19 protein-coding genes are annotated in these 19,033 nt (G+C 64.9%); 18 read left to right on the top strand and 1 reads right to left on the bottom strand.

The window, feature by feature from the left end:
- From murD to dnaE, 13 genes are all read left to right on the top strand, one after another.
- Positions 1-1,418: UDP-N-acetylmuramoyl-L-alanine--D-glutamate ligase (gene murD, locus QZ149_RS04015; RefSeq protein WP_291449987.1), on the top strand; the 1,418-nt coding region annotated here is incomplete at its 5' end.
- Positions 1,405-2,661, top strand: coding sequence for a putative peptidoglycan glycosyltransferase FtsW (locus QZ149_RS04010; protein WP_291449986.1), 1,257 nt, complete (start codon positions 1,405-1,407; stop codon positions 2,659-2,661). The genes murD and QZ149_RS04010, both read left to right, overlap by 14 nt.
- 34 nt (positions 2,662-2,695) lie before the next feature.
- Positions 2,696-3,820, top strand: a complete 1,125-nt coding sequence (gene murG, locus QZ149_RS04005) for an undecaprenyldiphospho-muramoylpentapeptide beta-N-acetylglucosaminyltransferase (protein WP_291449985.1) — start codon at positions 2,696-2,698, stop codon at positions 3,818-3,820.
- The gene (gene murC / locus QZ149_RS04000; RefSeq protein WP_291449984.1) at positions 3,813-5,204 is read left to right on the top strand and encodes a UDP-N-acetylmuramate--L-alanine ligase; all 1,392 of its coding nucleotides are present in this window, start codon (positions 3,813-3,815) and stop codon (positions 5,202-5,204) included. Before murG ends, murC begins: the two co-directional genes overlap by 8 nt.
- Positions 5,201-6,313: a cell division protein FtsQ/DivIB gene (locus tag QZ149_RS03995; protein ID WP_291449983.1), complete on the top strand. Its 1,113-nt coding sequence runs from the start codon at positions 5,201-5,203 to the stop codon at positions 6,311-6,313. Before murC ends, QZ149_RS03995 begins: the two co-directional genes overlap by 4 nt.
- A 127-nt stretch (positions 6,314-6,440) precedes the next feature.
- Positions 6,441-7,694 (top strand): cell division protein FtsZ, encoded by a 1,254-nt coding sequence (ftsZ, locus tag QZ149_RS03990; protein WP_291449982.1) that lies wholly within the window; start codon positions 6,441-6,443, stop codon positions 7,692-7,694.
- Positions 7,694-8,452, top strand: coding sequence for a polyphenol oxidase family protein (locus QZ149_RS03985; protein WP_291449981.1), 759 nt, complete (start codon positions 7,694-7,696; stop codon positions 8,450-8,452). Before ftsZ ends, QZ149_RS03985 begins: the two co-directional genes overlap by 1 nt.
- Positions 8,453-8,628: 176 nt before the next feature.
- The gene (sepF, locus tag QZ149_RS03980; protein ID WP_291449980.1) at positions 8,629-9,102 is read left to right on the top strand and encodes a cell division protein SepF; all 474 of its coding nucleotides are present in this window, start codon (positions 8,629-8,631) and stop codon (positions 9,100-9,102) included.
- An 8-nt stretch (positions 9,103-9,110) separates the two neighbouring features.
- Entirely contained in the window at positions 9,111-9,422 is a 312-nt protein-coding gene (locus QZ149_RS03975; protein WP_291449979.1) for a YggT family protein, read from the top strand.
- Between the two features lie 173 nt (positions 9,423-9,595).
- Positions 9,596-10,168, top strand: coding sequence for a DivIVA domain-containing protein (locus tag QZ149_RS03970; RefSeq protein WP_291449978.1), 573 nt, complete (start codon positions 9,596-9,598; stop codon positions 10,166-10,168).
- Between the two features lie 70 nt (positions 10,169-10,238).
- The gene (locus QZ149_RS03965; protein WP_291449977.1) at positions 10,239-10,742 is read left to right on the top strand and encodes a signal peptidase II; all 504 of its coding nucleotides are present in this window, start codon (positions 10,239-10,241) and stop codon (positions 10,740-10,742) included.
- Positions 10,743-10,750: 8 nt separating this feature from the next.
- Positions 10,751-11,656, top strand: coding sequence for an RluA family pseudouridine synthase (locus tag QZ149_RS03960; RefSeq protein WP_291449989.1), 906 nt, complete (start codon positions 10,751-10,753; stop codon positions 11,654-11,656).
- Positions 11,657-11,776: 120 nt separating this feature from the next.
- A complete protein-coding gene (gene dnaE / locus QZ149_RS03955) occupies positions 11,777-15,319 on the top strand; it encodes a DNA polymerase III subunit alpha (protein ID WP_291449976.1) in 3,543 nt (1,180 codons plus the stop codon).
- Between the two features lie 51 nt (positions 15,320-15,370).
- Here dnaE and QZ149_RS03950 read toward each other — a convergent pair whose 3' ends face one another.
- Positions 15,371-15,601, bottom strand: a complete 231-nt coding sequence (locus QZ149_RS03950; RefSeq protein WP_291449975.1) for an RNA-binding S4 domain-containing protein — start codon at positions 15,599-15,601, stop codon at positions 15,371-15,373.
- 93 nt (positions 15,602-15,694) lie between these two features.
- On the opposite strand from QZ149_RS03950, the gene QZ149_RS03945 reads away from it, so the two are divergent.
- From QZ149_RS03945 to rpmI, 5 genes are all read left to right on the top strand, one after another.
- Positions 15,695-16,342, top strand: coding sequence for a hypothetical protein (locus QZ149_RS03945; protein WP_009647305.1), 648 nt, complete (start codon positions 15,695-15,697; stop codon positions 16,340-16,342).
- Positions 16,339-17,061: a HisA/HisF-related TIM barrel protein gene (locus tag QZ149_RS03940; RefSeq protein WP_291449974.1), complete on the top strand. Its 723-nt coding sequence runs from the start codon at positions 16,339-16,341 to the stop codon at positions 17,059-17,061. Before QZ149_RS03945 ends, QZ149_RS03940 begins: the two co-directional genes overlap by 4 nt.
- Positions 17,061-17,828 carry an SseB family protein gene (locus QZ149_RS03935; protein ID WP_291449973.1) on the top strand — a complete coding sequence of 256 codons (768 nt, stop codon included), beginning with the start codon at positions 17,061-17,063 and terminating at the stop codon, positions 17,826-17,828. Before QZ149_RS03940 ends, QZ149_RS03935 begins: the two co-directional genes overlap by 1 nt.
- Before the next feature lie 288 nt (positions 17,829-18,116).
- Positions 18,117-18,782 carry a translation initiation factor IF-3 gene (infC, locus tag QZ149_RS03930; RefSeq protein WP_081445781.1) on the top strand — a complete coding sequence of 222 codons (666 nt, stop codon included), beginning with the start codon at positions 18,117-18,119 and terminating at the stop codon, positions 18,780-18,782.
- Between the two features lie 36 nt (positions 18,783-18,818).
- The gene (rpmI, locus tag QZ149_RS03925; protein ID WP_005871559.1) at positions 18,819-19,013 is read left to right on the top strand and encodes a 50S ribosomal protein L35; all 195 of its coding nucleotides are present in this window, start codon (positions 18,819-18,821) and stop codon (positions 19,011-19,013) included.
- The last annotated feature ends 20 nt before the right edge of the window (positions 19,014-19,033 follow it).

The raw sequence follows: 19,033 nt of genomic DNA, 5'->3' as shown, positions 1-19,033 counted from the left end.
AGTCCGGCCAGGGTGCCGCGGGCGCTCTTCTGTCCCGCGACTGGTGCGTGAGCGCTTTCGCGGCTAGTCCTGCCGCGACGCTGTTCTTCGACGAGGTTGCGGACGTCTGCGTCCACGTTGAGGAGGACGCAGACGCCTTGGCACGCGCGGTGCTGGATGCCCGCCCCGACCTCGTCGTCGTGTCCCCCGGTATCCCCGCGCATCACCCCGTGTTCGAGGCCTGCGCGCAGGCAGGAATCGACCTGTGGGGCGAGGTGGAGCTGGCCTGGCGTCTCCAGGAGGAGGGGCCTCACGCCGGTCGCCCGTGGTTGACTGTGACGGGCACGAATGGCAAGACGACGACGGTTGGCATGCTGGGGGAGATCCTGCGTGCATCGGGTGTCAAGGCCGAGGAGGTCGGCAATATCGGCACCCCGATCACGCGCGCGATTGACTCCGACGCCGAGGTATTCGCCGTTGAACTGTCGAGCTTCCAACTGCATACTGCCTACACGGTGCGCCCGATTGCTTCCATCTGCCTGAACGTGGACGCCGATCACCTCGATTGGCACGGCAGCGTCGAAGCGTACGCGGCCGACAAGGCACGCGTCTACGAGAACACCGTGCGTGCCTGCGTGTACCCCGCTGCGGATCGCACCGTCGAGGCCATGGTGGAGAACGCGGATGTCGTGGAGGGGGCTCGGGCGATTGGCCTGACGCTCGGTGCCCCGACTGTCTCGCAGTTCGGCATCGTTGAAGGCCTGCTGGTGGATCGTGCGTTCGTCGACGACCGTCACCGTCACCGTCACGCGATCGCTCTGGCCCACATTTCTGACCTGGCGGGGGCATACGGAGACCATCCGTCGCCCGCAGTTCTCTCGGATGCATTGGCTGCAGCGGCCCTGGCGCGGGCCTACGGCGTTGAACCCGAGGCCGTGGAGGCGGGCTTGCGAGCCTTCCGCCCCGCAGGTCACCGCCGAGCCGTTGTCGCGCGCGCCGCAGACCTGACGTGGATCGACGACTCGAAGGCGACGAACGCCCACGCTGCCCGTGCCTCGCTGGCCGGGCTGCCCCCGCGCAGCGCCATCTGGATCGTCGGCGGCGACCCGAAGGGACAGGACTTTGCGGAACTTATTAGCCAGGTCGAGCCGACCCTGCGCGGCGTCGTCGTGATCGGCGCGGACCGCAGCGTGCTCGTCAAGGAGCTGGCGGCCTACGCCCCCGACGTTCCGTTCGTGGAGGTGGACGGCCACGAGGATTGGATGTTCTCCGTCGTTAACGAGGCCGTGGCTTTGTCACGTCCGGGTGACACCGTGGTGCTCGCTCCGGCCTGCGCGTCGTGGGATCAGTTCGACAACTATGGTCAGCGCGGCGATGTCTTCGCCGACGCGGTGCGGCGTCTGGCGGCCCAGTGGGGGAGCGCGGGTGGCGACGAATAAGCGCGGCTGGCACATTCCGACGGTGAACGTTCCCCGAATCCGTTTCGGGTCGGGGCAGGAACACCCGGCGAATCCGGTGATGACTTATTTTCTGGTCATCATTCCGGCCCTGATGCTCTCGTTTTTCGGTCTCGTCATGGGTTTTTCCGCGCAGACGGTGACGTCGATCGCCGAGGGGGAAAATCCGTATACGGCGTACGCGCGTCCGCTCCTTATCATTGTGTCATCACTTGTGATTGCGGCGATTGTTCAGCTGATTCCGCAGCGCGTGCTGAGGACCGTAGCCGCCCTGTTGTTTCTGTTTGCGCTTGTTTTTCAGAGCCTCGTTATTACTCCGCTCGGGCGCTCGGAGGGCGGCAACGCGAACTGGGTGAAGATGGGGCCGATCATGGCCCAGCCGTCAGAGCTGCTAAAACTGGCGCTCGTCGTTTTCCTCGCGTGGATTGTCGCGAAGTCCGCGTCGAAGCGCTCGGATCTGAAGGCGATGAGTATCGCGGTTGTGCTGCCCATTCTCGTCGCGCTGGGCGCGGTCATGTTGGGCCGCGACATGGGCACGGCGATGGTTGTCGCCATGGGTGCGCTGGGTGCCGTGTGGGTTGCGGGCCTTCCCAAGCGTTGGTTTGGTGTTCTCCTGATGCTGGCGATTCCGACTCTGGTTCTGCTCGTGTTGTCGAATCCGACGCGTATTCGTCGCGTCCTCGCGGTGCTGCCGGGTACGTCGAAGGGGCCGGACGAGTCCGCCCCCGAGCAGATCGACCACTCGCTGTGGGCGCTGGGTTCGGGTGGCCTGACGGGCCTTGGGCCGGGTGCATCGCGTGAGAAGTGGAACTACCTGCAGGCGGCGCACACGGACTTCATTTTCGCGATCGTTGGCGAGGAGTTCGGCCTGCTCGGCACGTTTGCGGTGCTCCTGTGTTTGGCGCTGCTCGTGTGGGGTATGTTCCGCGTGGCGCGCGAGGCCGAGGATCTTTTCGTGGTGATTGCGGCCTCTGGTGTCGGCACGTGGATTGGCGTGCAGACCGTTATTAATGTCTTGTCGGTGACGGGCCTGGGTCCGGTCATCGGCGTGCCCCTGCCGCTCGTGTCTTACGGCGGCTCGTCTTTCCTGTTCACGATCACCTCAGTGGCGGTCGTGGCGTCCTTTGCGCGTGCGCGCGCGGGGATGTGGATGATTGGGAGGCCGGACGAGGCCTCGGCTGGTCGCGACCCGCGGGTGGCACCCCGCAGGCGCTCCGCTCGATAAATTTTCAGCTCACGCTTGCGTTAAGGAGACGCTTATGGTCAAGGTTGTGATGGCTGGCGGCGGAACCGCCGGCCACGTGAATCCTCTTTTGGCGACGGCCGCGCAGCTGCGCGACAGTGGCGCCGAGGTGGTTGTGCTGGGCACGAAGGCGGGCCTGGAGGCGGACCTGGTTCCGGCCGCAGGGTTCCCGCTTGTGGAGATCCCGCGCGTACCGCTCCCGCGCCGCCCCTCGCTGGCTTTCTTCACGTTGCCCTCTCGCTTCTCGGAAGCGGTCAAGCGCTGTGAGCAGGCGCTTGAGGGCGCGGACGTGCTGGTGGGCTTTGGCGGCTACGTGTCGACCCCCGCCTATATCGCTGCGAAGCGCGCTGGCGTTCCGATCGTCATCCACGAGCAGAACGCGCGTCCGGGCCTGGCGAATAAGGTGGGTGCGCGCAATGCGCGGGTCGTCGCCCTGACGTTCCCCTCGTCGCCGCTGGCTGCTCGCGTGGGTGAGACGGTTGTGACGGGCCTGCCGCTGCGTTCCGCCATCGCTGATCTGGCGAACCGCCGCGCAACCTCCGAGGGGGCCGCGCAGGCGCGCCGCGAGGCCGCTGAACGCCTGGGAGTTGACCCCGAGGCTCCGACCCTGCTTGTGACCGGTGGATCGCTGGGGGCGCTCCACATGAACGAGTCGATGACGGGCGGCGCGGATGCGCTGCCCGAGGGCGCGCAGGTCGTGCACCTGACGGGTCGCGGCAAGGACGAGCCGGTACGCGCCGCCGTTGAGGCCGCCGGTCTGTCGGATCGTTGGCATGTCATTGATTACCTGAGGACGATGGAGGACGCGCTGGCGGTGGCGGACCTGGTCGTGTGCCGTTCGGGCGCGGGGACGGTCGCCGAGATGGAGGCCCTGGGGCTTCCATGTATCTACGTGCCGCTGCCGATTGGTAACGGTGAGCAGCGCCTCAACGCTAAGGACCACGTTGAGGCGGGTGGCGCGCAGCTCATCGATGACAAGGATTTCACCGCCGACTTTGTGCGCAGCAACGTCTTCCCGCTGCTGGGGTCGACGCGTCTGGCGGAGATGGCGGCTGCCTCGCAGTCGCTGGGGCGTGCGGGCGCGGCTCGCGCGCTGGCGGATCTGGCATTGGCACAGGTGAAGGAGGACGGCCATGAGTGAGCCGACGCTGCAGGATCGTTTCCATCTGATTGGTATCGGCGGCGCGGGAATGAGCGTCGTCGCGGAGCTGTTGGCCTCGCGCGGCGCGACGGTTGAGGGGTCGGATCGTGAGGATTCCGGTGTCCTCGAGCATCTGCGTTCGGTAGGCGTGCGAGTCTACGTCGGTCATGATGCCTCCCACGTGGACCCGGCTGCCGTCGTCGTGGTGTCCACGGCGATCCGCGAGAGCAACCCGGAACTGGCGATCGCGCGTGAGCGCGGGCAGCGGGTTATCCACCGCTCGCAGGCACTGGCGCTGGCCGCGTCGGGCATGCGTTTCGTCGGCGTGGCGGGCGCGCACGGTAAGACGTCGACGTCGGGCATGCTGGCGATTGCACTGGCGGCGTGCGGGCTGGATCCGTCCGTGGCGGTGGGCGGTGTCCTGCCGCAGCTAGGGACGGGTGCGCACCTGGGTGCGGGTGACGTGTTCGTCGCCGAGGCCGATGAGTCGGATGGCTCGTTCCTGAACTATTCTCCGTCCATCGAGATCGTGACAAACGTGGAGCCCGATCACCTGGATCGCTACCACTCGCGCGAGGAGTTTGAGCAGATTTTCGTCGAGTTCGCTCGCCGCATGGTGCCCGGGGGCCTCCTGGTGACCTGCGCGGAGGACGAGGGTGCGGTGCGCTTGGCGTCCGCGGCGCGGGCCGAGGGCCTGCGCGTCGTGACCTACGGATGTGCTGGTCGTGCGCTGCACACGCCCGATGTCGTGATCTCCGACGTACGTGTCGAAGCTCGTGGTGCCTCCGCTTCGCTGGCGTGGGGGGACCGCAGCGCCGAGCTGGTCATGGGCGTGCCGGGCGAGCATAACGTGCTCAACGCTGCGGGCGCGTGGGTGGCTGGTATCGAGTGTGGCCTGGATCCGCAGGCGGTCGCCGACGGATTGGGTCAGTTCACGGGCGCGGCTCGCCGGTTTGAGGCTCGCGGCCAGGTGGGTACCCGCCGTCTCTTCGATGACTACGCGCATCACCCGACCGAGGTGGAGGCCGCGATCCGTGAGGCTCGCGTCGTCGCGGACGGGGGAGCGGTCACGGTTGTCTTCCAGCCGCATCTCTACTCGCGCACGCGTATTTTTGCGGAGCGTTTCGCCGCTGCACTGTCCGGCGCAGACCACGTTGTACTCGCGGGGATCTATGGTGCCCGCGAGGATCCGGAACCCGGCGTCGATTCGACGTTGATCTCCTCTCGCGTGCCCGGTGCTACCTACGTTGAGGATATGCACGAGGCTGCACGCCTCGCGGCGTCCCTGACGCCCGAGGGCGGCGTATGTGTGACGATGGGCGCGGGGTCAATCACTCGCTGTGGCACTGACGTTCTTGACGAGTGGAAGCGGATGGAGGTATGAGGCCTCCCTCCCCGAGGCGACCGGGGGGCAAGCGCGAGCATCCCTCCGCCGTCACCGACGCCGCGGGCGACGAACCCGATGTTGGCGAGGCCGCCCCGGCCTCGTCACAGCGGGCGCGCCCGGGGAAGGGCAGCGAGGAGCGCAACCCTCGTGAGGGAACCCAACGCAGCACTCGGGAAGGTTTTGCTCAGCGCAGGACTCGTGAGCGCGGAGGCGAGAAGAGTTCCCGGGAGGAGGCGCGCGAGCGTCGAGCCCGTGCGCGTGCTGAGCGCGCCGCCCGCGAGCAGGGCGAGGAACGACACTCGCGCGCCGTCGAACGCCGCACGACACGCGGTGTGCTCGCGACTCCCGTCGCGGCGGCCGACGCTGCCACGCTGCTGGGCAGCGAGGAAGCGACGGACCTGGGGGATCGGCTGCGCGAGCGCACGCGCGCGCGGCGCATGCTGTTACTGCGCCGTATCGCGGTATCCGTGGTGACGGTCGCGCTCGTGGTAGGCGCAGGATGGCTGGCGTTCTTCTCGCCGCTGTTTGCCTTGTCGACCGGGAATATTCAGGTGACGGGCGAGGATGGCACGCTTGTGACCGTCGACTCGGTGCGTTCATCGGTATCCCCTTTCGAGGGTGTGCCGCTCACGCGCCTGGACACGCAGGCGGTCTCGCGTGCGGTTCAGGAGAACGTGGCCGTCAAGTCAGCATCGGTGTCTCGCCGGTGGCCGACGAGCCTCAAGGTGTCCGTGACGATGCGCGCGGGCATCGCGGTTGAGGCTGCCGAAGGAACCTACTGGCTGGTCGACGATCAGGGTGTGCGCTTTGAACGAGTGAGCAGTGTTGGCGGATATCCGCTTGTCACCCTCTCTGGGGATCGCGCCGCAGGAGCCTCTGATGTGGCTTCCATGTTGGGTGCGTTAGACCAGTCGACGCGTTCGCAGGTTTCCGCGATTACCTCGACCGGAACGCAGGTGAATTTCACCCTGCGCGGGGGGCAGACTGTCAAGTGGGGAACCAGTGGAGATGCGCCCCAAAAGGCTCGGGTTCTCGCCACTTTGCTCGCGAATGTGAAGGCGACGACCTACGACGTATCGGCGCCCAATCATCCTGTGACCAGTTAGGTCTTATCCATTGTCCGCGTGTTGGCTTGAAGGATTGCGCGCGGACCCCTAATTTCTTTCCGACACGAAGCACATTAAACATCAACCTTCAACTAAAGGTTGAGGGTCTGATGCAAGGGAGACATCCATGGCGACACCGCAAAACCACCTGGCAGTGATCAAGGTCGTCGGCGTCGGCGGCGGCGGAGTTAACGCCGTGAACCGAATGATCGAGGTCGGCCTCAAGGGCGTTGAGTTCATCGCGGTCAATACTGACGCGCAGGCTCTGCTCATGTCCGATGCCGAAACGAAGCTTGACATCGGTCGCGAACTGACGCACGGCCTGGGTGCCGGCGCGGATCCTGCCGTCGGTCGCAAGGCCGCCGAGGATCACATTGACGAGATTGCCGCCGCGCTTGAAGGCGCGGACATGGTTTTCGTGACCGCTGGCGAGGGTGGCGGCACCGGGACGGGTGCTGCTCCCGTGGTCGCCCGCGTGGCTCGCGAGGCCGGCGCGCTGACCGTGGGAGTTGTGACTCGCCCCTTCTCCTTCGAGGGTAACCGCCGCGCGGCGCAGGCCGAAGGTGGTGTGACCACGCTGCGCGAAGAGGTTGACACCCTGATCGTCATTCCGAACGACCGTCTCCTGGAGATCTCCGACGTCTCCATCTCCGTGCTCGATGCATTCCGCGCCGCTGACCAGGTCCTGCTCTCGGGCGTCCAGGGCATCACCGAGCTGATCACCACCCCGGGCCTCATCAACGTCGACTTTAACGATGTCAAGTCCGTCATGAAGGACGCCGGTTCGGCGCTCATGGGTATCGGCGCGGCTACGGGCGAGGATCGTGCGCTGCGTGCTGTTGAGAGCGCCATCTCCTCCCCGCTGCTTGAGGCGTCGATTGACGGTGCCCACGGCGTGCTCATGTTCTTCCAGGGTGGTTCTGACGTTAGCCTGCAGGAGGTCTTCGCGTCCTCGCAGCTGGTGCGCGAAGCCGTTCACCCGGAGGCGAACATCATCTTCGGCGTGGTCGTCGACGATACCCTCGGCGACGAGATTCGTGTCACGGTCATTGCGGCTGGGTTCGACGATGTCGCGGAGGTTCCCCCGGCGCGTCCTGCTGTTTCTCGGGTGTCTGCCTCCGTCGCTCGGAAGCGTTCCTCCGCCCCCGAGGCGAAGGCTCCGACTCCCGAGATCGCTCGCATCACGCAGCTGTCGACTCGTCGCCCGCAGCATCGCCTGGATGTGGCTGCGCCCGTGCGCGAGTCCGCTTCGGCTGTGGTTGAGCCTCTGGCCGCCGTCGAGTACGAGGAGAACGAGTCTGATCGTTCCTTCGAGGTGCCTCGCGTCTACCCCGAGGCCCCGGAGAAGGAAGAGCTGGATATTCCTCCCTTCCTTCGCTGATGGCGATGCAGTTTCTTGCCGGTGCTCGGGTCCACCTCACCGAGGTGGACCCGAGCACCGGCGCGCTTGCAGGCAATGTGGGCCTGCACGTGGGCGACGATCCGGCGCTGGTCCGGGCACGCCGGGAGGCTATGGCGCGCCGATTGGGACGGGACATTGTCTGGATGAATCAGACGCACTCGACCCGGGTCGAGACCATTGTGCATACAGACCGAGTACCGATGTTGGCCGGTGCTGGAACGGCTCTTGCTCGTCCCGCGCCGGGAGAATGGGGTCCCGTCGAGGCTGACGGTGTCGTGATCGATGCTCGCGGCTGGCGAAGTGCGCCCGCTCTTGCCGTCCAGACAGCTGATTGTCTGCCCGTTGTCCTCTCCGCAGCACGCGGTGAAGTCGTTGCGGCTGTTCACGCGGGCAGGCGCGGCCTGCTCGGGGGGATCCTGACCACTGCTGTCGAGCAGATTCGTTCACTGACGGATGAGGCGATCCTCGCTCTCATCGGTCCGGCTATCTGTGGACGCTGCTACGAGGTGCCGGAACACATGGCGAGCGAGAGCGAGGCCGCCATGCCGGGGATCAGGGCGCGCACCTCGTGGGGAACTCCCTCCCTTGACCTCTCGGCGGCAGCTAGTACCCAGCTGAGAGAGCTGGGGGTGCGGGTCCTGACGGACCCCCGCTGCACGCTCGAAGACTCCGATCTTTTCTCGTACCGAGCCGATTCCGGGTGTGGTCGTCAAGCGCTGATCATCATTCCCGTCTAACTGATGCGGGACGCGCATCGAGGGTGCGTAATCCGCACAGACTCCACTGCCTCGCCTCGTCAGCGGGTATGCACGGGTTCTGTGTGTGTCACTCCTCGCGACGCGCCGGGCACCCTGCGCGACGTAACCGTCAAGCGCCTGTAGCTTGTGGCTATGCATCGGCAGAAGGAGGAATGATGAGTAATTCGTTCGGTGCACGAGCACGCAAGTTCATGGGCTGGTACCCGGCTAATGAACCCATCGACCAGTTTGACCAGTTCGAGGACTTCGACGAGGTCGACGAAGTGGAAGAGGTAGCCCCCGTGGCCGATATCACCCCCGTCTCCCGCCCGACGCTGACTGCCATCCGACGCGAGGAATCCGCCGAGGATCTCACACGTATCGTGACGATCCACCCCACCGCTTACTCTGACGCCGTCACCATCGGCGAGGCTTTCCGTGATGGCACGCCGGTCATCATCAACCTCACCGACATGGGCGAGGAGGAGGCTCGTCGCCTCGTGGACTTCGCCGCCGGCCTGACCTTCGGTCTGCACGGTGTCATCGAGCGCGTGACGGCTCGTGTATTCCTGCTCTCCCCGGCCTCGGTCGAGGTGGCCGGTGACAGCTCGTCCTCGGCTCGCCGCGGGTCCCTCTACAACCAGGGCTGAGTTCGCCAGTGATCGTTCTATCCTGGGTTGGGTGGGGTCTTAGTGTCCTTATCAACCTCTACATGATGGTGCTGTTCGCGCGCGTAATTCTGGACTGGGTCCAGTTTTTTGCGCGCGGATGGCGTCCCCGTGGAATCGTTCTGGTCGTGGCGAACCTTCTGTATGCGCTCACCGACCCGCCGATCCGCTGGTTCGGTCGCTTCATTCCGCCCCTGCGACTTGGTGGAGGAATGGCAATCGATGTCGGTTTTCTGGTGTTGTTCCTAATCCTATATGTTGCACAACGGTTTGCGAACATTCTCTACTTCATTAGCCAATAGGTATTAAATTCGGGCATGAGAGGTCGGACATATGCGACACTCGGGTCGGGATGAATGTTGTTTGTGTGACAATATCGGTTATTATTTTTGTGACGTGATAGCGGGCGGCCTTCCCGGTCGTCCAGGCATGCGGTGTTCCGCTTGTCCAATCGAAACGACCGAGAGGCGAAGCAATGGCCCTGCTCACTACCGAGGATGTCCTCAACAAGAAGTTCCAGTATGTCAAGTTCCGCGAGGGATACGACCAGGACGAGGTCGATGAGTTCCTTGACGAGGTAGTCTCCACCATCTACTCCCTGCAGATGGAAAACCAGGAACTCAAGGAAAAGCTGGAGGCAGCTGAGCGCCGCGTCGCTGAGCTCTCCAACGGCGATTTCACCCCTGTCGAGACCCCCGCTCCCGCGGTTGTCGAGACGCCCGCCCCCGTGATGCCGGCCTTCGCCGTGCCGCAGGACCCCGATTCCGCCACTTCCATGCTGGCCCTTGCCCAGCGCGTCCACGACGAGTACGTGCGCGATGGCGAGGAGCAGAGCGCGAAGATCATCGCCGAGGCCAAGGCCGAGCGCGAGTCGATCATCGCCGATGCTCATAAGCAGAAGGACAACGTCCTCAAGCAGCTCGAGCAGGAGCGTGAGCTGCTCGAGAACAAGATCAACGGCCTGCGTACCTTCGAGTCCGAGTACCGCTCGAACCTGCGCAACCACCTCGAGTCCCTCCTCAACGAGGTTGGCAACAACGAGAACTGATCGCCTATTTCTTTCCCGGCGGCGGTGCACCCTGCGGTGTGCCGCCGCCGGTCCTTTAAGATAGGGAACCATGGCTGATTCAACTCGTTCGCTCATTTCACGCACGACGTGGATCTGGGCGTTAGTCCTCCTGGTCGTCGCGATAGTCTCTGACCAAGCATCGAAGGCGTGGGCGCGCGTCGCCCTCGGGGATGGCAGTGACCGGTCGATCCTGGGTGAGTTGCTCTCGCTGAGGCTTGTGCACAACTCGGGTGCGGCTTTTTCCCTTGGCGTTAACAGGACGTGGTTGCTGACCGTCTTCACGCTCATCATCATGGGCTTCCTCGGTGCGTTGGCGATCCGCGTGCGTAGGTCGTCAACGCTGCTGGCTATCGGCCTGCTCATGGGTGGCGCGGTCGGCAACCTGATTGATCGGCTGACCGGTGAGCCTGGGTTTGGCGTCGGGCACGTCACCGACTTCATCGCCTACGGCACCTGGTTCGTTGGAAATGTTGCGGATATCTGGATTGTGCTCGGTGCAGCGTGGCTGGCGCTGGCTCTGTCACGTGAACCCCGAGAGGAAGGGAGCAAGTGAGTTCTCGGATGCTTCCCGTGCCCGATGCCCTGGTGGGCGAGCGTGTGGATGCCGCCCTGGCCCGCATGCTCGGCCTGTCACGCTCGCGCTGTGCGGAGCTGGCGGGGGACGGGCATGTCCTGATTAATGGCGTGACTGCCGGGAAATCGGATCGACTGGGCGCTTTCGACATTATCGAGGTGACGATCCCCGAGCCGGAGAGTAAGCCGACGCCCGTGACTGACATGGGAATCCTGTACGACGATGAGGACATTGTCGTCGTCGACAAGCCCGTGGGCGTCGCCGCACACACCGGTCCCGGGTGGGAGGGACCCACGGTCCTGGGGAATTTGGAGGCAGCGGGTTACCGCATCACCAGCTATGGCCCGCCCGAGCGACAGGGTATCGTCCACCGCCTCGACGTGGGGACCTCGGGGGCGATGATGGTCGCCAAGTCAGAGCTGGCCTACACGGTCATGAAGCGAGCCTTCAAGGAGCGCACCATCGAGAAGGTGTACCACGCGGTCGTCGCCGGTCACCTCGACCCGGCCTCGGGCACGATCGACGCTCCGATCGGTCGCCACCCTTCCCGTGAATGGCGTATGGCCGTCATTGACGGCGGCAAGCGAGCTGTCACCCACTACGACACCCTGGAACTCATGGCGGGGGCCCAACTCACGGAGGTACACCTGGAGACGGGACGTACCCACCAGATCCGCGTGCATATGGCCGCTGTCGGTCACCCCTGCGTGGGCGATACGTTCTATGGCGCAGACCCCACTCAGGCTGAGCGCCTGGGACTCACCCGACAGTGGCTGCACGCCGTTCGTCTCGGCTTTGCTCACCCGCGAACGGGCATGCCGATGAGCGTGTCCAGCCCCTATCCGGCCGACCTGGAGCTGGCCCTCGACAAGCTGCGTCATCCTGGCACCTAAGACGGAGGCGACAGTGCATCCCAGCCACGGCCTCGTCAATGAGTGGGCCGTGAGATGAACGACCGCGCGCGTTCGCGCGTTGCATGGCCCCGCGCGCGCCACGGCCAGTAGAATCGACGCATGGCTGATTCCTTCGTGCACCTCCACAACCACTCCGAGTATTCGATGCTGGATGGAGCGGCGAAGACGAAAGCAATGGCGGAGGAAGCGGCGCGCCTCGGGCAGCCCGCGATTGGCCTGACCGATCACGGATACCTGTTCGGTGCCTACGACTTCTACACGAACTGCAAGAACGCGGGCGTCAAGCCGATCATCGGGCTTGAGGCGTATGTGACCCCCGGCACGTCGCGCTTTGATCGTCAGAAGGTCCTGTGGGGTGAGCCGTGGCAGCGCGCCGACGACGTGAGCGCCGGCGGTTCCTACAATCACCTGACTCTCATCGCCTACAACACGACGGGCATGCATAATCTCTTCCGCCTGGGGTCCTACGCCTCGACGGACGGCCAGTTCGGCAAGTGGCCGCGCGCCGACAAGGAGCTGCTCAGCCAGTTCCACGAGGGCCTCATCGTGTTCACGGGCTGCCCCTCGGGCGCCGTGCAGACGCGCCTGCGCCTGGGGCAGTGGGACGAGGCCGTGGCTGAGGCCGCGCAGCTGCGCGACATTTTCGGGGCGGAAAACTTCTACGTCGAGGTCATGGACCACGGCATCGACATTGAGCGACGCACCCACCGGCAGGTCCTCGAGATCGCCAAGCTTATGAATGCGCCCCTCGTGGCCACCAATGACGCGCACTACGTCAAGCGCGACGACCGCAAGATCCAGGACGCGCTCCTGTGCATCAACTCCGGTTCGCGCATTAACGACCCGGACCGCTTCAAGTTCGATGGCGACGGCTACTACATCCGTTCCTCGGACGAGATGCGTTCGCTGTGGAGCGAGCTGCCCAGCGCCTGCGACTCGACCCTCGAGATCGCTGAGCGCTGCGACGTGCACTTTACGACCACGAAGGAGGGCGCGAACTACATGCCCGAATTCCCGGTGCCCGAGGGCGAAGACAAGACCTCGTGGTTCATCAAGGAGGTCGAACGAGGCCTGCGCGATCGCTTCCCGAACGGCATCCCTGACGCCGTGCGCAAGCAGGCCCAGTACGAGGAAGACGTCATTATTTCGATGGGTTTCCCCGGCTACTTCCTGACCGTCGCCGACTACATCAACTGGGCAAAGTCGCAGGGCATCCGCGTGGGGCCAGGCCGTGGTTCGGGTGCTGGATCGATGGTCGCCTACGCCATGAAGATCACCGAGCTGAACCCCCTCGATCACGGCCTGATCTTCGAGCGATTCCTCAACCCCGAGCGAATTTCCATGCCTGACTTCGATGTCGACTTCGACGAACGTAGGCGCGACGAAGTCATCGCCTACGTCAAGCGCAAGTACGGCGAGGACCGCATCAGCCAGGTCGTCACCTACGGCACGATTAAAACCAAGCAGGCCCTGAAAGACTCCGCGCGCATTCTCGGCAAGGACTTCAAGGTCGGCGAGCAGCTCACCAAGGCCCTGCCCCCGGCGATCATGGGCAAGGACATCACGGTCCACGGCATCTTCGATGAGAAGGACAAGCGCTACGCCGAGGCCTCGGAGTTCCGTAAGTTCTACGAGGAGAACCCCGACACGCACGAGGTCGTCCAGTACGCGCTCGGCCTGGAGGGGCTCACCCGCCAGTGGGGCGTGCACGCGTGCGCGGTCATCATGAGCTCCCACACGCTCACGGACATCATCCCGATCATGAAGCGCCCGCAGGACGGCGCGATCATCACCCAGTTCGACTATCCGACGTGCGAGACGCTCGGCCTGCTGAAGATGGACTTCCTGGGCCTGCGTAACCTCACGGTCGTGTCCGACGCCCTTGAGAACATCGCGCTCAACGGCAAGCCGGACCCGGACCTCGATCACCTGGCCTTCGACGACAAGAAGACGTATGAGCTACTGGGACGAGGCGAGACCCTCGGAGTGTTCCAGCTGGATGGTGGCGGCATGCGCGACCTCCTCAAGCTCATGAAGCCCGACAACTTCGAAGACATCTCCGCCGTCGGCGCCCTGTATCGCCCGGGCCCGATGGGTGCGAACTCGCACACGAACTACGCGCTGCGTAAGAACGGGCGTCAGGAGATTACGCCCATTCACCCGGAGCTGGAAGAACCGCTCAAGGACATCCTGGGCACGACCTTCGGTCTGATCGTGTACCAGGAGCAGGTCATGCAGATCGCCCAGAAGCTGGCGGGATACTCGCTGGGCCAGGCAGACATTCTGCGTAAGGCCATGGGTAAGAAGAAGAAGGAGGTCCTGGATCAGCAGTTCAAGGGCTTCCGGCAGGGCATGGTGGACAACGGCTATTCCGAGGAGTCGATCAAGGCCCTGTGGGACGTCGTCGTTCCCTTCTCCGCTTACGCCTTCAACAAGGCGCACTCGGCGGCCTACGGCCTCGTCTCCTACTGGACTGCCTTCCTCAAGGCGAACTACCCGACCGAGTACATGGCCGCCCTGCTGACCTCGACGAAGGACAACAAGGACCGCCGTGCTCTCTATCTGGCCGAGTGTCGCCACATGGACATCACGGTCCTGCCCCCGGACGTGAACGCGTCGATGGGTAACTTCGCGCCTGACGGTGAGGCGATCCGCTTCGGGCTGAACGCCATCCAGAACGTCGGTGGGCCGGTCGTTGACGCCATCGTGGAGACTCGCGCGCAGAAGGGGCGTTTCTCCTCGTTCCAGGATTTCCTGGACAAGGTCCCGCAGGTGGTGTGTAACAAGCGCACGATCCAGTCCCTGATCCGCGCCGGTGCCTTCGACTCGATGGGGCACACGCGCCGCGCTTTCCTTGCGCGCTGCGACGAGGCCGTGGACGCGATCATCGACGTCAAGCGCAACGAGGCCATCGGGCAGTTCGATCTGTTCGGCGCACTGGGTGAGGACGATGACTCGGGTTCCGGCTTGGCGATCGACATCCCGGACCTGCCCGAGTTTGATCGCAAGACGAAGCTGGCTGCCGAGCGCGAGATGCTAGGCCTGTATGTCTCCGACCACCCGCTGCGCGGCGTCGAGGCGGCGCTGGCTCGCCACCAGGACTATGAGATCGCGCAGGTTGTGGGCTCGGAGGGTGCGATGGCGGACCGTATCGTCAAGATCGCGGGCCTGGTCTCCGGCGTGACGACGAAGGTGACGAAGCAGGGAAATGCGTGGGCGATTGCAACCATCGAGGATCTGTCTGGCTCGGTGGACGTTCTCTTCTTCCCGCGCTCGTACGAGTCGATTCAGACCTACCTCGCTCAGGACATCATCGTCCAGATTGAAGGAAAGGTGAACGTCCGTGAGGAGGGTATGACGATCTACGGTCAGTCGATGACTCTCCTGGATTTGTCAGGCGGGGCGGACCTGCCGCTCGACCTGCGCCTGCCGGCTGCCCGGTGCACGCCCGAGCTTCTCACCGACCTGCGAGGCGTCCTCGAGTCCTATCCGGGTGGCTCCCCGGTGCGCCTGCACCTGACGGAGCCGGGGCGCACGACGGTTGTCGAGCTGGATCCGAAGCTGCGCGTGGAGCAGACCAGCGCCTTCTTCAGCCATATCAAGGCCGTGGTCGGCGCGGGCGGCGTCGTGTCCTCGTCCTAAGATGATGCGAGCCGGGCCGGTCGGCCCGGCTCGTGTCGTTGACGGGGAAGTTTAGGAGGCGGTCCCGACGATTGCGGCGGCCCGTCCCCAGGGGGCGTCGACCTCGACGAGATCGCCCGCGCTCAGGTGGTGGCCGCGGCGTGTCTCTACCTCGCCGTTGACGGTCACGTCGCCGCCCTGGATGAGTTCGCGGGCCTGCGCACCGTCTTCCGCGAGGGAGGCAAGCTTGACGAATTGGCCGAGTTTAATCTCTCCGCGTACAGGGATCGTGGGGATGGTCATGGTGGGGTCCTTTCGCTGGTGGAGAGCGCATGACGCGCGAGGGCGTGTATGAACAGTATCCTTGGTGGCAAAGACACACAATAAGGAGGAGCGGTGAGCGCTCACAACGACGATATCGATGCGGAGTTCCAGTCGCTGGTCGCATCGCTGGGGGAGACAGGGACAGAGGCGTCGTCTCAGCCGACGCGTGACCCGGACGATACTCCCGTCGACGAGTCGCTGCACCTGGAGGGTGGCCGTCTGTCGGTCGCGCTGGTGCTGGCACCGATCGCGTACCCGGAGGCCCTGCATTCGCTGCTGGCGCTGTCGGGCGTCCGAGAGTCCATTGTGCGTCTCAAGCCGTGGACTGCCGTGTGGTTACGTGTTGAGACGACGCCGACGGACGAGGAGGAGCTGGATGCTCTGCTCACCGGCCAGCGCCCGATGCCGGATGTGGTAGACCGTGTGGCGCGCGCCGTGTCGAATCTGTCGAAGTATGGGGCGGTTGCTCTCATGAGCTGGCTCGTCGAGGGCGATGGCGTGGAGCCGGGCGTCTCAGGTCGTATTTCCGCCCAGCGCTACGTGGGTGGTGAGCCGGAGGAAGCGATCCCCGCTGGCCTCCTGTTGGGCGCGATGCCTCCGGCCACGGAGGATCTGCTGCTGGGGCGCACGACGCCCAGTGACTATTCGGATTCGGTGAGCGCCGACGGTTCTCGCAAGGGTGGCGGCCCGCTCGGCTGGTTCCGCCGCAAGCAGTCATGAGCGTCCTCGAACTGCTGCCCGCAATCGACGTATCGGGCGGGCAGGCGGTGCGTCTGTCCTCCGGGTCGGTCGATGTCGGGAGCTGGGGTAGTCCGATTGATGTCGCTCGTTCCTTCGACGAGGCCGGGGCGCGCTGGGTGCACCTCGTGGACCTGGATCTGGCGTTTGGTCGCGGCGAGAACTCTGAGTTGCTGGCCCGAGTTATTCGGGAGACGCCCGTGCGCGTCGAGCTGTCGGGTGGCATCACGAGCCGCGCGGCCATCGAGGCCGGATTGGCGATGGGACCTGAGCGCGTCAACGTGGCCACGCAGGCGCTCGCGCGCATCGATGACGTCTGTGAGGCCGTCGATTCCTTCGGTGAGCGCGTCGCCGTGTGCTTGGACGTGCACGGGGATCGCTTGGCCGCGCGCGGCGGATGCGGCGAGGGGGGTGACGTCTGGGAGGTACTGCGCGTTTTGAACGAGGCCGGGGTGGCCCGCGTGGTCGTCACCGACGTGACGCGGGACGGGCAGATGACCGGCTCGAACCGTGAGTTGCTGGAGCGCGTCGCAGACTCGACTGACGCGCGCATCATCGCTTCGGGCGGTGTCAACTCACTGGCCGATATCGAGGCGCTGCGTGCCCTCGGTATCGAGGGGGCCATCGTCGGAAAGGCCCTCTATCAGGGGGCATTTACCCTGGTGGACGCGCTGGCCGTTGCGGGATACGAGGAGGATTGATGGCCGCTGGAATGCCCAATCTCTCCGAGGAACAGAAGAATCGACTGGCTCAGCGCCTGTCGATGATGAGCCACGACCGCGGCGATGGTGGCCAGGGCCTGCCACGCACGATGCGCGCGCTGGCGCTGGGGGAGGGGAACGACGCGGGAGCCGCCCGCCTCGAAGCCCTCGTCAATGCCCTCGTGTTCGAGCGTGTGATCGTGCCCATCGACGTCGAACCCGACCCGCGCGTGACGGGCGTTCATGCCGGCGACAGTGGGCACAACCCGATTGACTTCGTGCGCGTGCAGACCCCAGCGGGGGAGGCGCTCGCGATCTATTCGTCGGTCCGTGCGCTGTCCGCTCACCGCCCCGGCGATCGACCGATGGCCCTGGACTTCCGCACGATTGGACTCACGGCCCTGATTGAGACGGGCGGGCGCGTCGTCGTCAATCCGGGTACCGACGCGGTGCTGCTGCCGCGCCCCGCCGTCGCCGCCCTCGCCCAGGGCGATCAGTGGTTGCCCGCATGGCGCGATGTGGCCCTACGTGACCTGCTGTTCGACGAAGCAAACGCTGTCTGCTCCGCCATCACCGACCTGTCCATCACCTACGCGGGCGGTGGTTTGACGCGCGTCATCGTGTCCGTGGAACGATCCTGTTTCACGGAAGCGGCCAATGCCTCGGCGATGAAGCAGAGCCTGACCCAGGCGTTGTCGCACGTCGGGGCAAACCGCCGTCTCATTGCCTCGGCTGATCGCGTCGAGATCGCGCCCATCCTCGTCTGAGGCCACGGTGATTGCCGACGTGCCACGGCCTTGTCCGTGAGCGTGAGGCGCGCAATGACCCCTGACCTGGCGCGGGGGCGTCATCTCTGGTAGAGTGGATGTGATCATCTGGGCATACGCCCGGAACGCAAGCGGAGAAATCCCACCTGGATACCCGCCTCTCGACAGGGAGAATGCCGCCCGCAGGGGCGAAGCGCAGGGGATCGGGTTCGGCGGTCAACACCTGTGCGTGTTGACCCTATGGAAGCCTCCGTGCGCGTCGCGTAACGGAGGCTTTTCGTTTCGCGCATAAGGATTCTGTGGAAGGAGCCGCTCATCAGCGAGACTCGCATCAATGAGCGTATTCGAGTCCCCGAGGTTCGCCTCGTGGGACCCGGAGGTGAACAGGTCGGCGTCGTCCGCGTTGAGGATGCGCTGCGTCTGGCCGAAGAGGCCGGGCTTGACCTGGTTGAGGTTGCGCCGAATGCTAAGCCGCCCGTCGCAAAGCTCATGGATTACGGCAAGTACAAGTACGAAGCCGCCCAGAAAGCCCGCGATGCTCGCCGCAACCAGGCGAACACGCAGCTGAAGGAAATCCGCTTCCGACTCAAGATCGACGATCATGACTTCGGCGTCAAGAAGGGCCACGTGGAGCGCTTCCTGTCCGCCGGCGACAAGGTCAAGGTCATGATCATGTTCCGCGGTCGAGAGCAGTCTCGCCCCGAGGCTGGCGTTCGCCTCCTGCAGCGCCTCGCCGAGGAGATCGGTGATCTCGCCACCGTCGAGTCGATGCCCCGTCAGGACGGGCGCAACATGACGATGGTGCTGGCCCCCACCAAGCGCAAGGCCGACGCCCTGACCGAGCAGCGCAAGCGCCGCGAGGCCGAGCGCGCCGAACGCCGGGGCAAACGCGCCGAACGCGCCAGCAAGGACCAGGCCCGCGTGGCAGCCGACAAGGCTGACGAACAGGACTGACGGCGATAGTAATCGCCTCACAACGAAGGAATAGAAATGCCGAAGAACAAGACTCATTCCGGTGCTAAGAAGCGCTTCCGCACGACTGGCTCGGGCAAGATCATGCGCGAGCAGGCCGGAGCCCGCCACCTGCTGGAGCACAAGTCCAGCCGCAAGACCCGCCGCCTGGCCACCGACCAGGTCCTGGAGACCGCCGACGTCAAGCGCGTCAAGCGTCTGCTGGGCAAGTGAGCTCGAGTTAGAGGAGAACA

It is taken from the genome of Actinomyces sp. ICM47, from assembly GCF_905369875.1.
In the GTDB taxonomy this organism is placed as follows: domain Bacteria; phylum Actinomycetota; class Actinomycetes; order Actinomycetales; family Actinomycetaceae; genus Pauljensenia.
Note: the sequence above shows the minus strand (reverse complement) of the source record. Positions and strands in the feature narration are given on the sequence as shown.

Coding starts and splice junctions, on each gene's coding strand:
- QZ149_RS03995 (WP_291449983.1), top strand. CDS start 5,201: ATGAGGCCTCCCTCCCCGAGGCGACCGGGGGGCAAGCGCGAGCATCCC.
- murC (WP_291449984.1), top strand. CDS start 3,813: ATGAGTGAGCCGACGCTGCAGGATCGTTTCCATCTGATTGGTATCGGC.
- QZ149_RS03950 (WP_291449975.1), bottom strand. CDS start 15,601: ATGACCATCCCCACGATCCCTGTACGCGGAGAGATTAAACTCGGCCAA.
- dnaE (WP_291449976.1), top strand. CDS start 11,777: ATGGCTGATTCCTTCGTGCACCTCCACAACCACTCCGAGTATTCGATG.
- QZ149_RS03970 (WP_291449978.1), top strand. CDS start 9,596: ATGGCCCTGCTCACTACCGAGGATGTCCTCAACAAGAAGTTCCAGTAT.
- QZ149_RS03940 (WP_291449974.1), top strand. CDS start 16,339: ATGAGCGTCCTCGAACTGCTGCCCGCAATCGACGTATCGGGCGGGCAG.
- QZ149_RS03965 (WP_291449977.1), top strand. CDS start 10,239: ATGGCTGATTCAACTCGTTCGCTCATTTCACGCACGACGTGGATCTGG.
- QZ149_RS03960 (WP_291449989.1), top strand. CDS start 10,751: ATGCTTCCCGTGCCCGATGCCCTGGTGGGCGAGCGTGTGGATGCCGCC.
- rpmI (WP_005871559.1), top strand. CDS start 18,819: ATGCCGAAGAACAAGACTCATTCCGGTGCTAAGAAGCGCTTCCGCACG.
- QZ149_RS03985 (WP_291449981.1), top strand. CDS start 7,694: ATGGCGATGCAGTTTCTTGCCGGTGCTCGGGTCCACCTCACCGAGGTG.
- QZ149_RS03935 (WP_291449973.1), top strand. CDS start 17,061: ATGGCCGCTGGAATGCCCAATCTCTCCGAGGAACAGAAGAATCGACTG.
- murG (WP_291449985.1), top strand. CDS start 2,696: ATGGTCAAGGTTGTGATGGCTGGCGGCGGAACCGCCGGCCACGTGAAT.
- ftsZ (WP_291449982.1), top strand. CDS start 6,441: ATGGCGACACCGCAAAACCACCTGGCAGTGATCAAGGTCGTCGGCGTC.
- sepF (WP_291449980.1), top strand. CDS start 8,629: ATGAGTAATTCGTTCGGTGCACGAGCACGCAAGTTCATGGGCTGGTAC.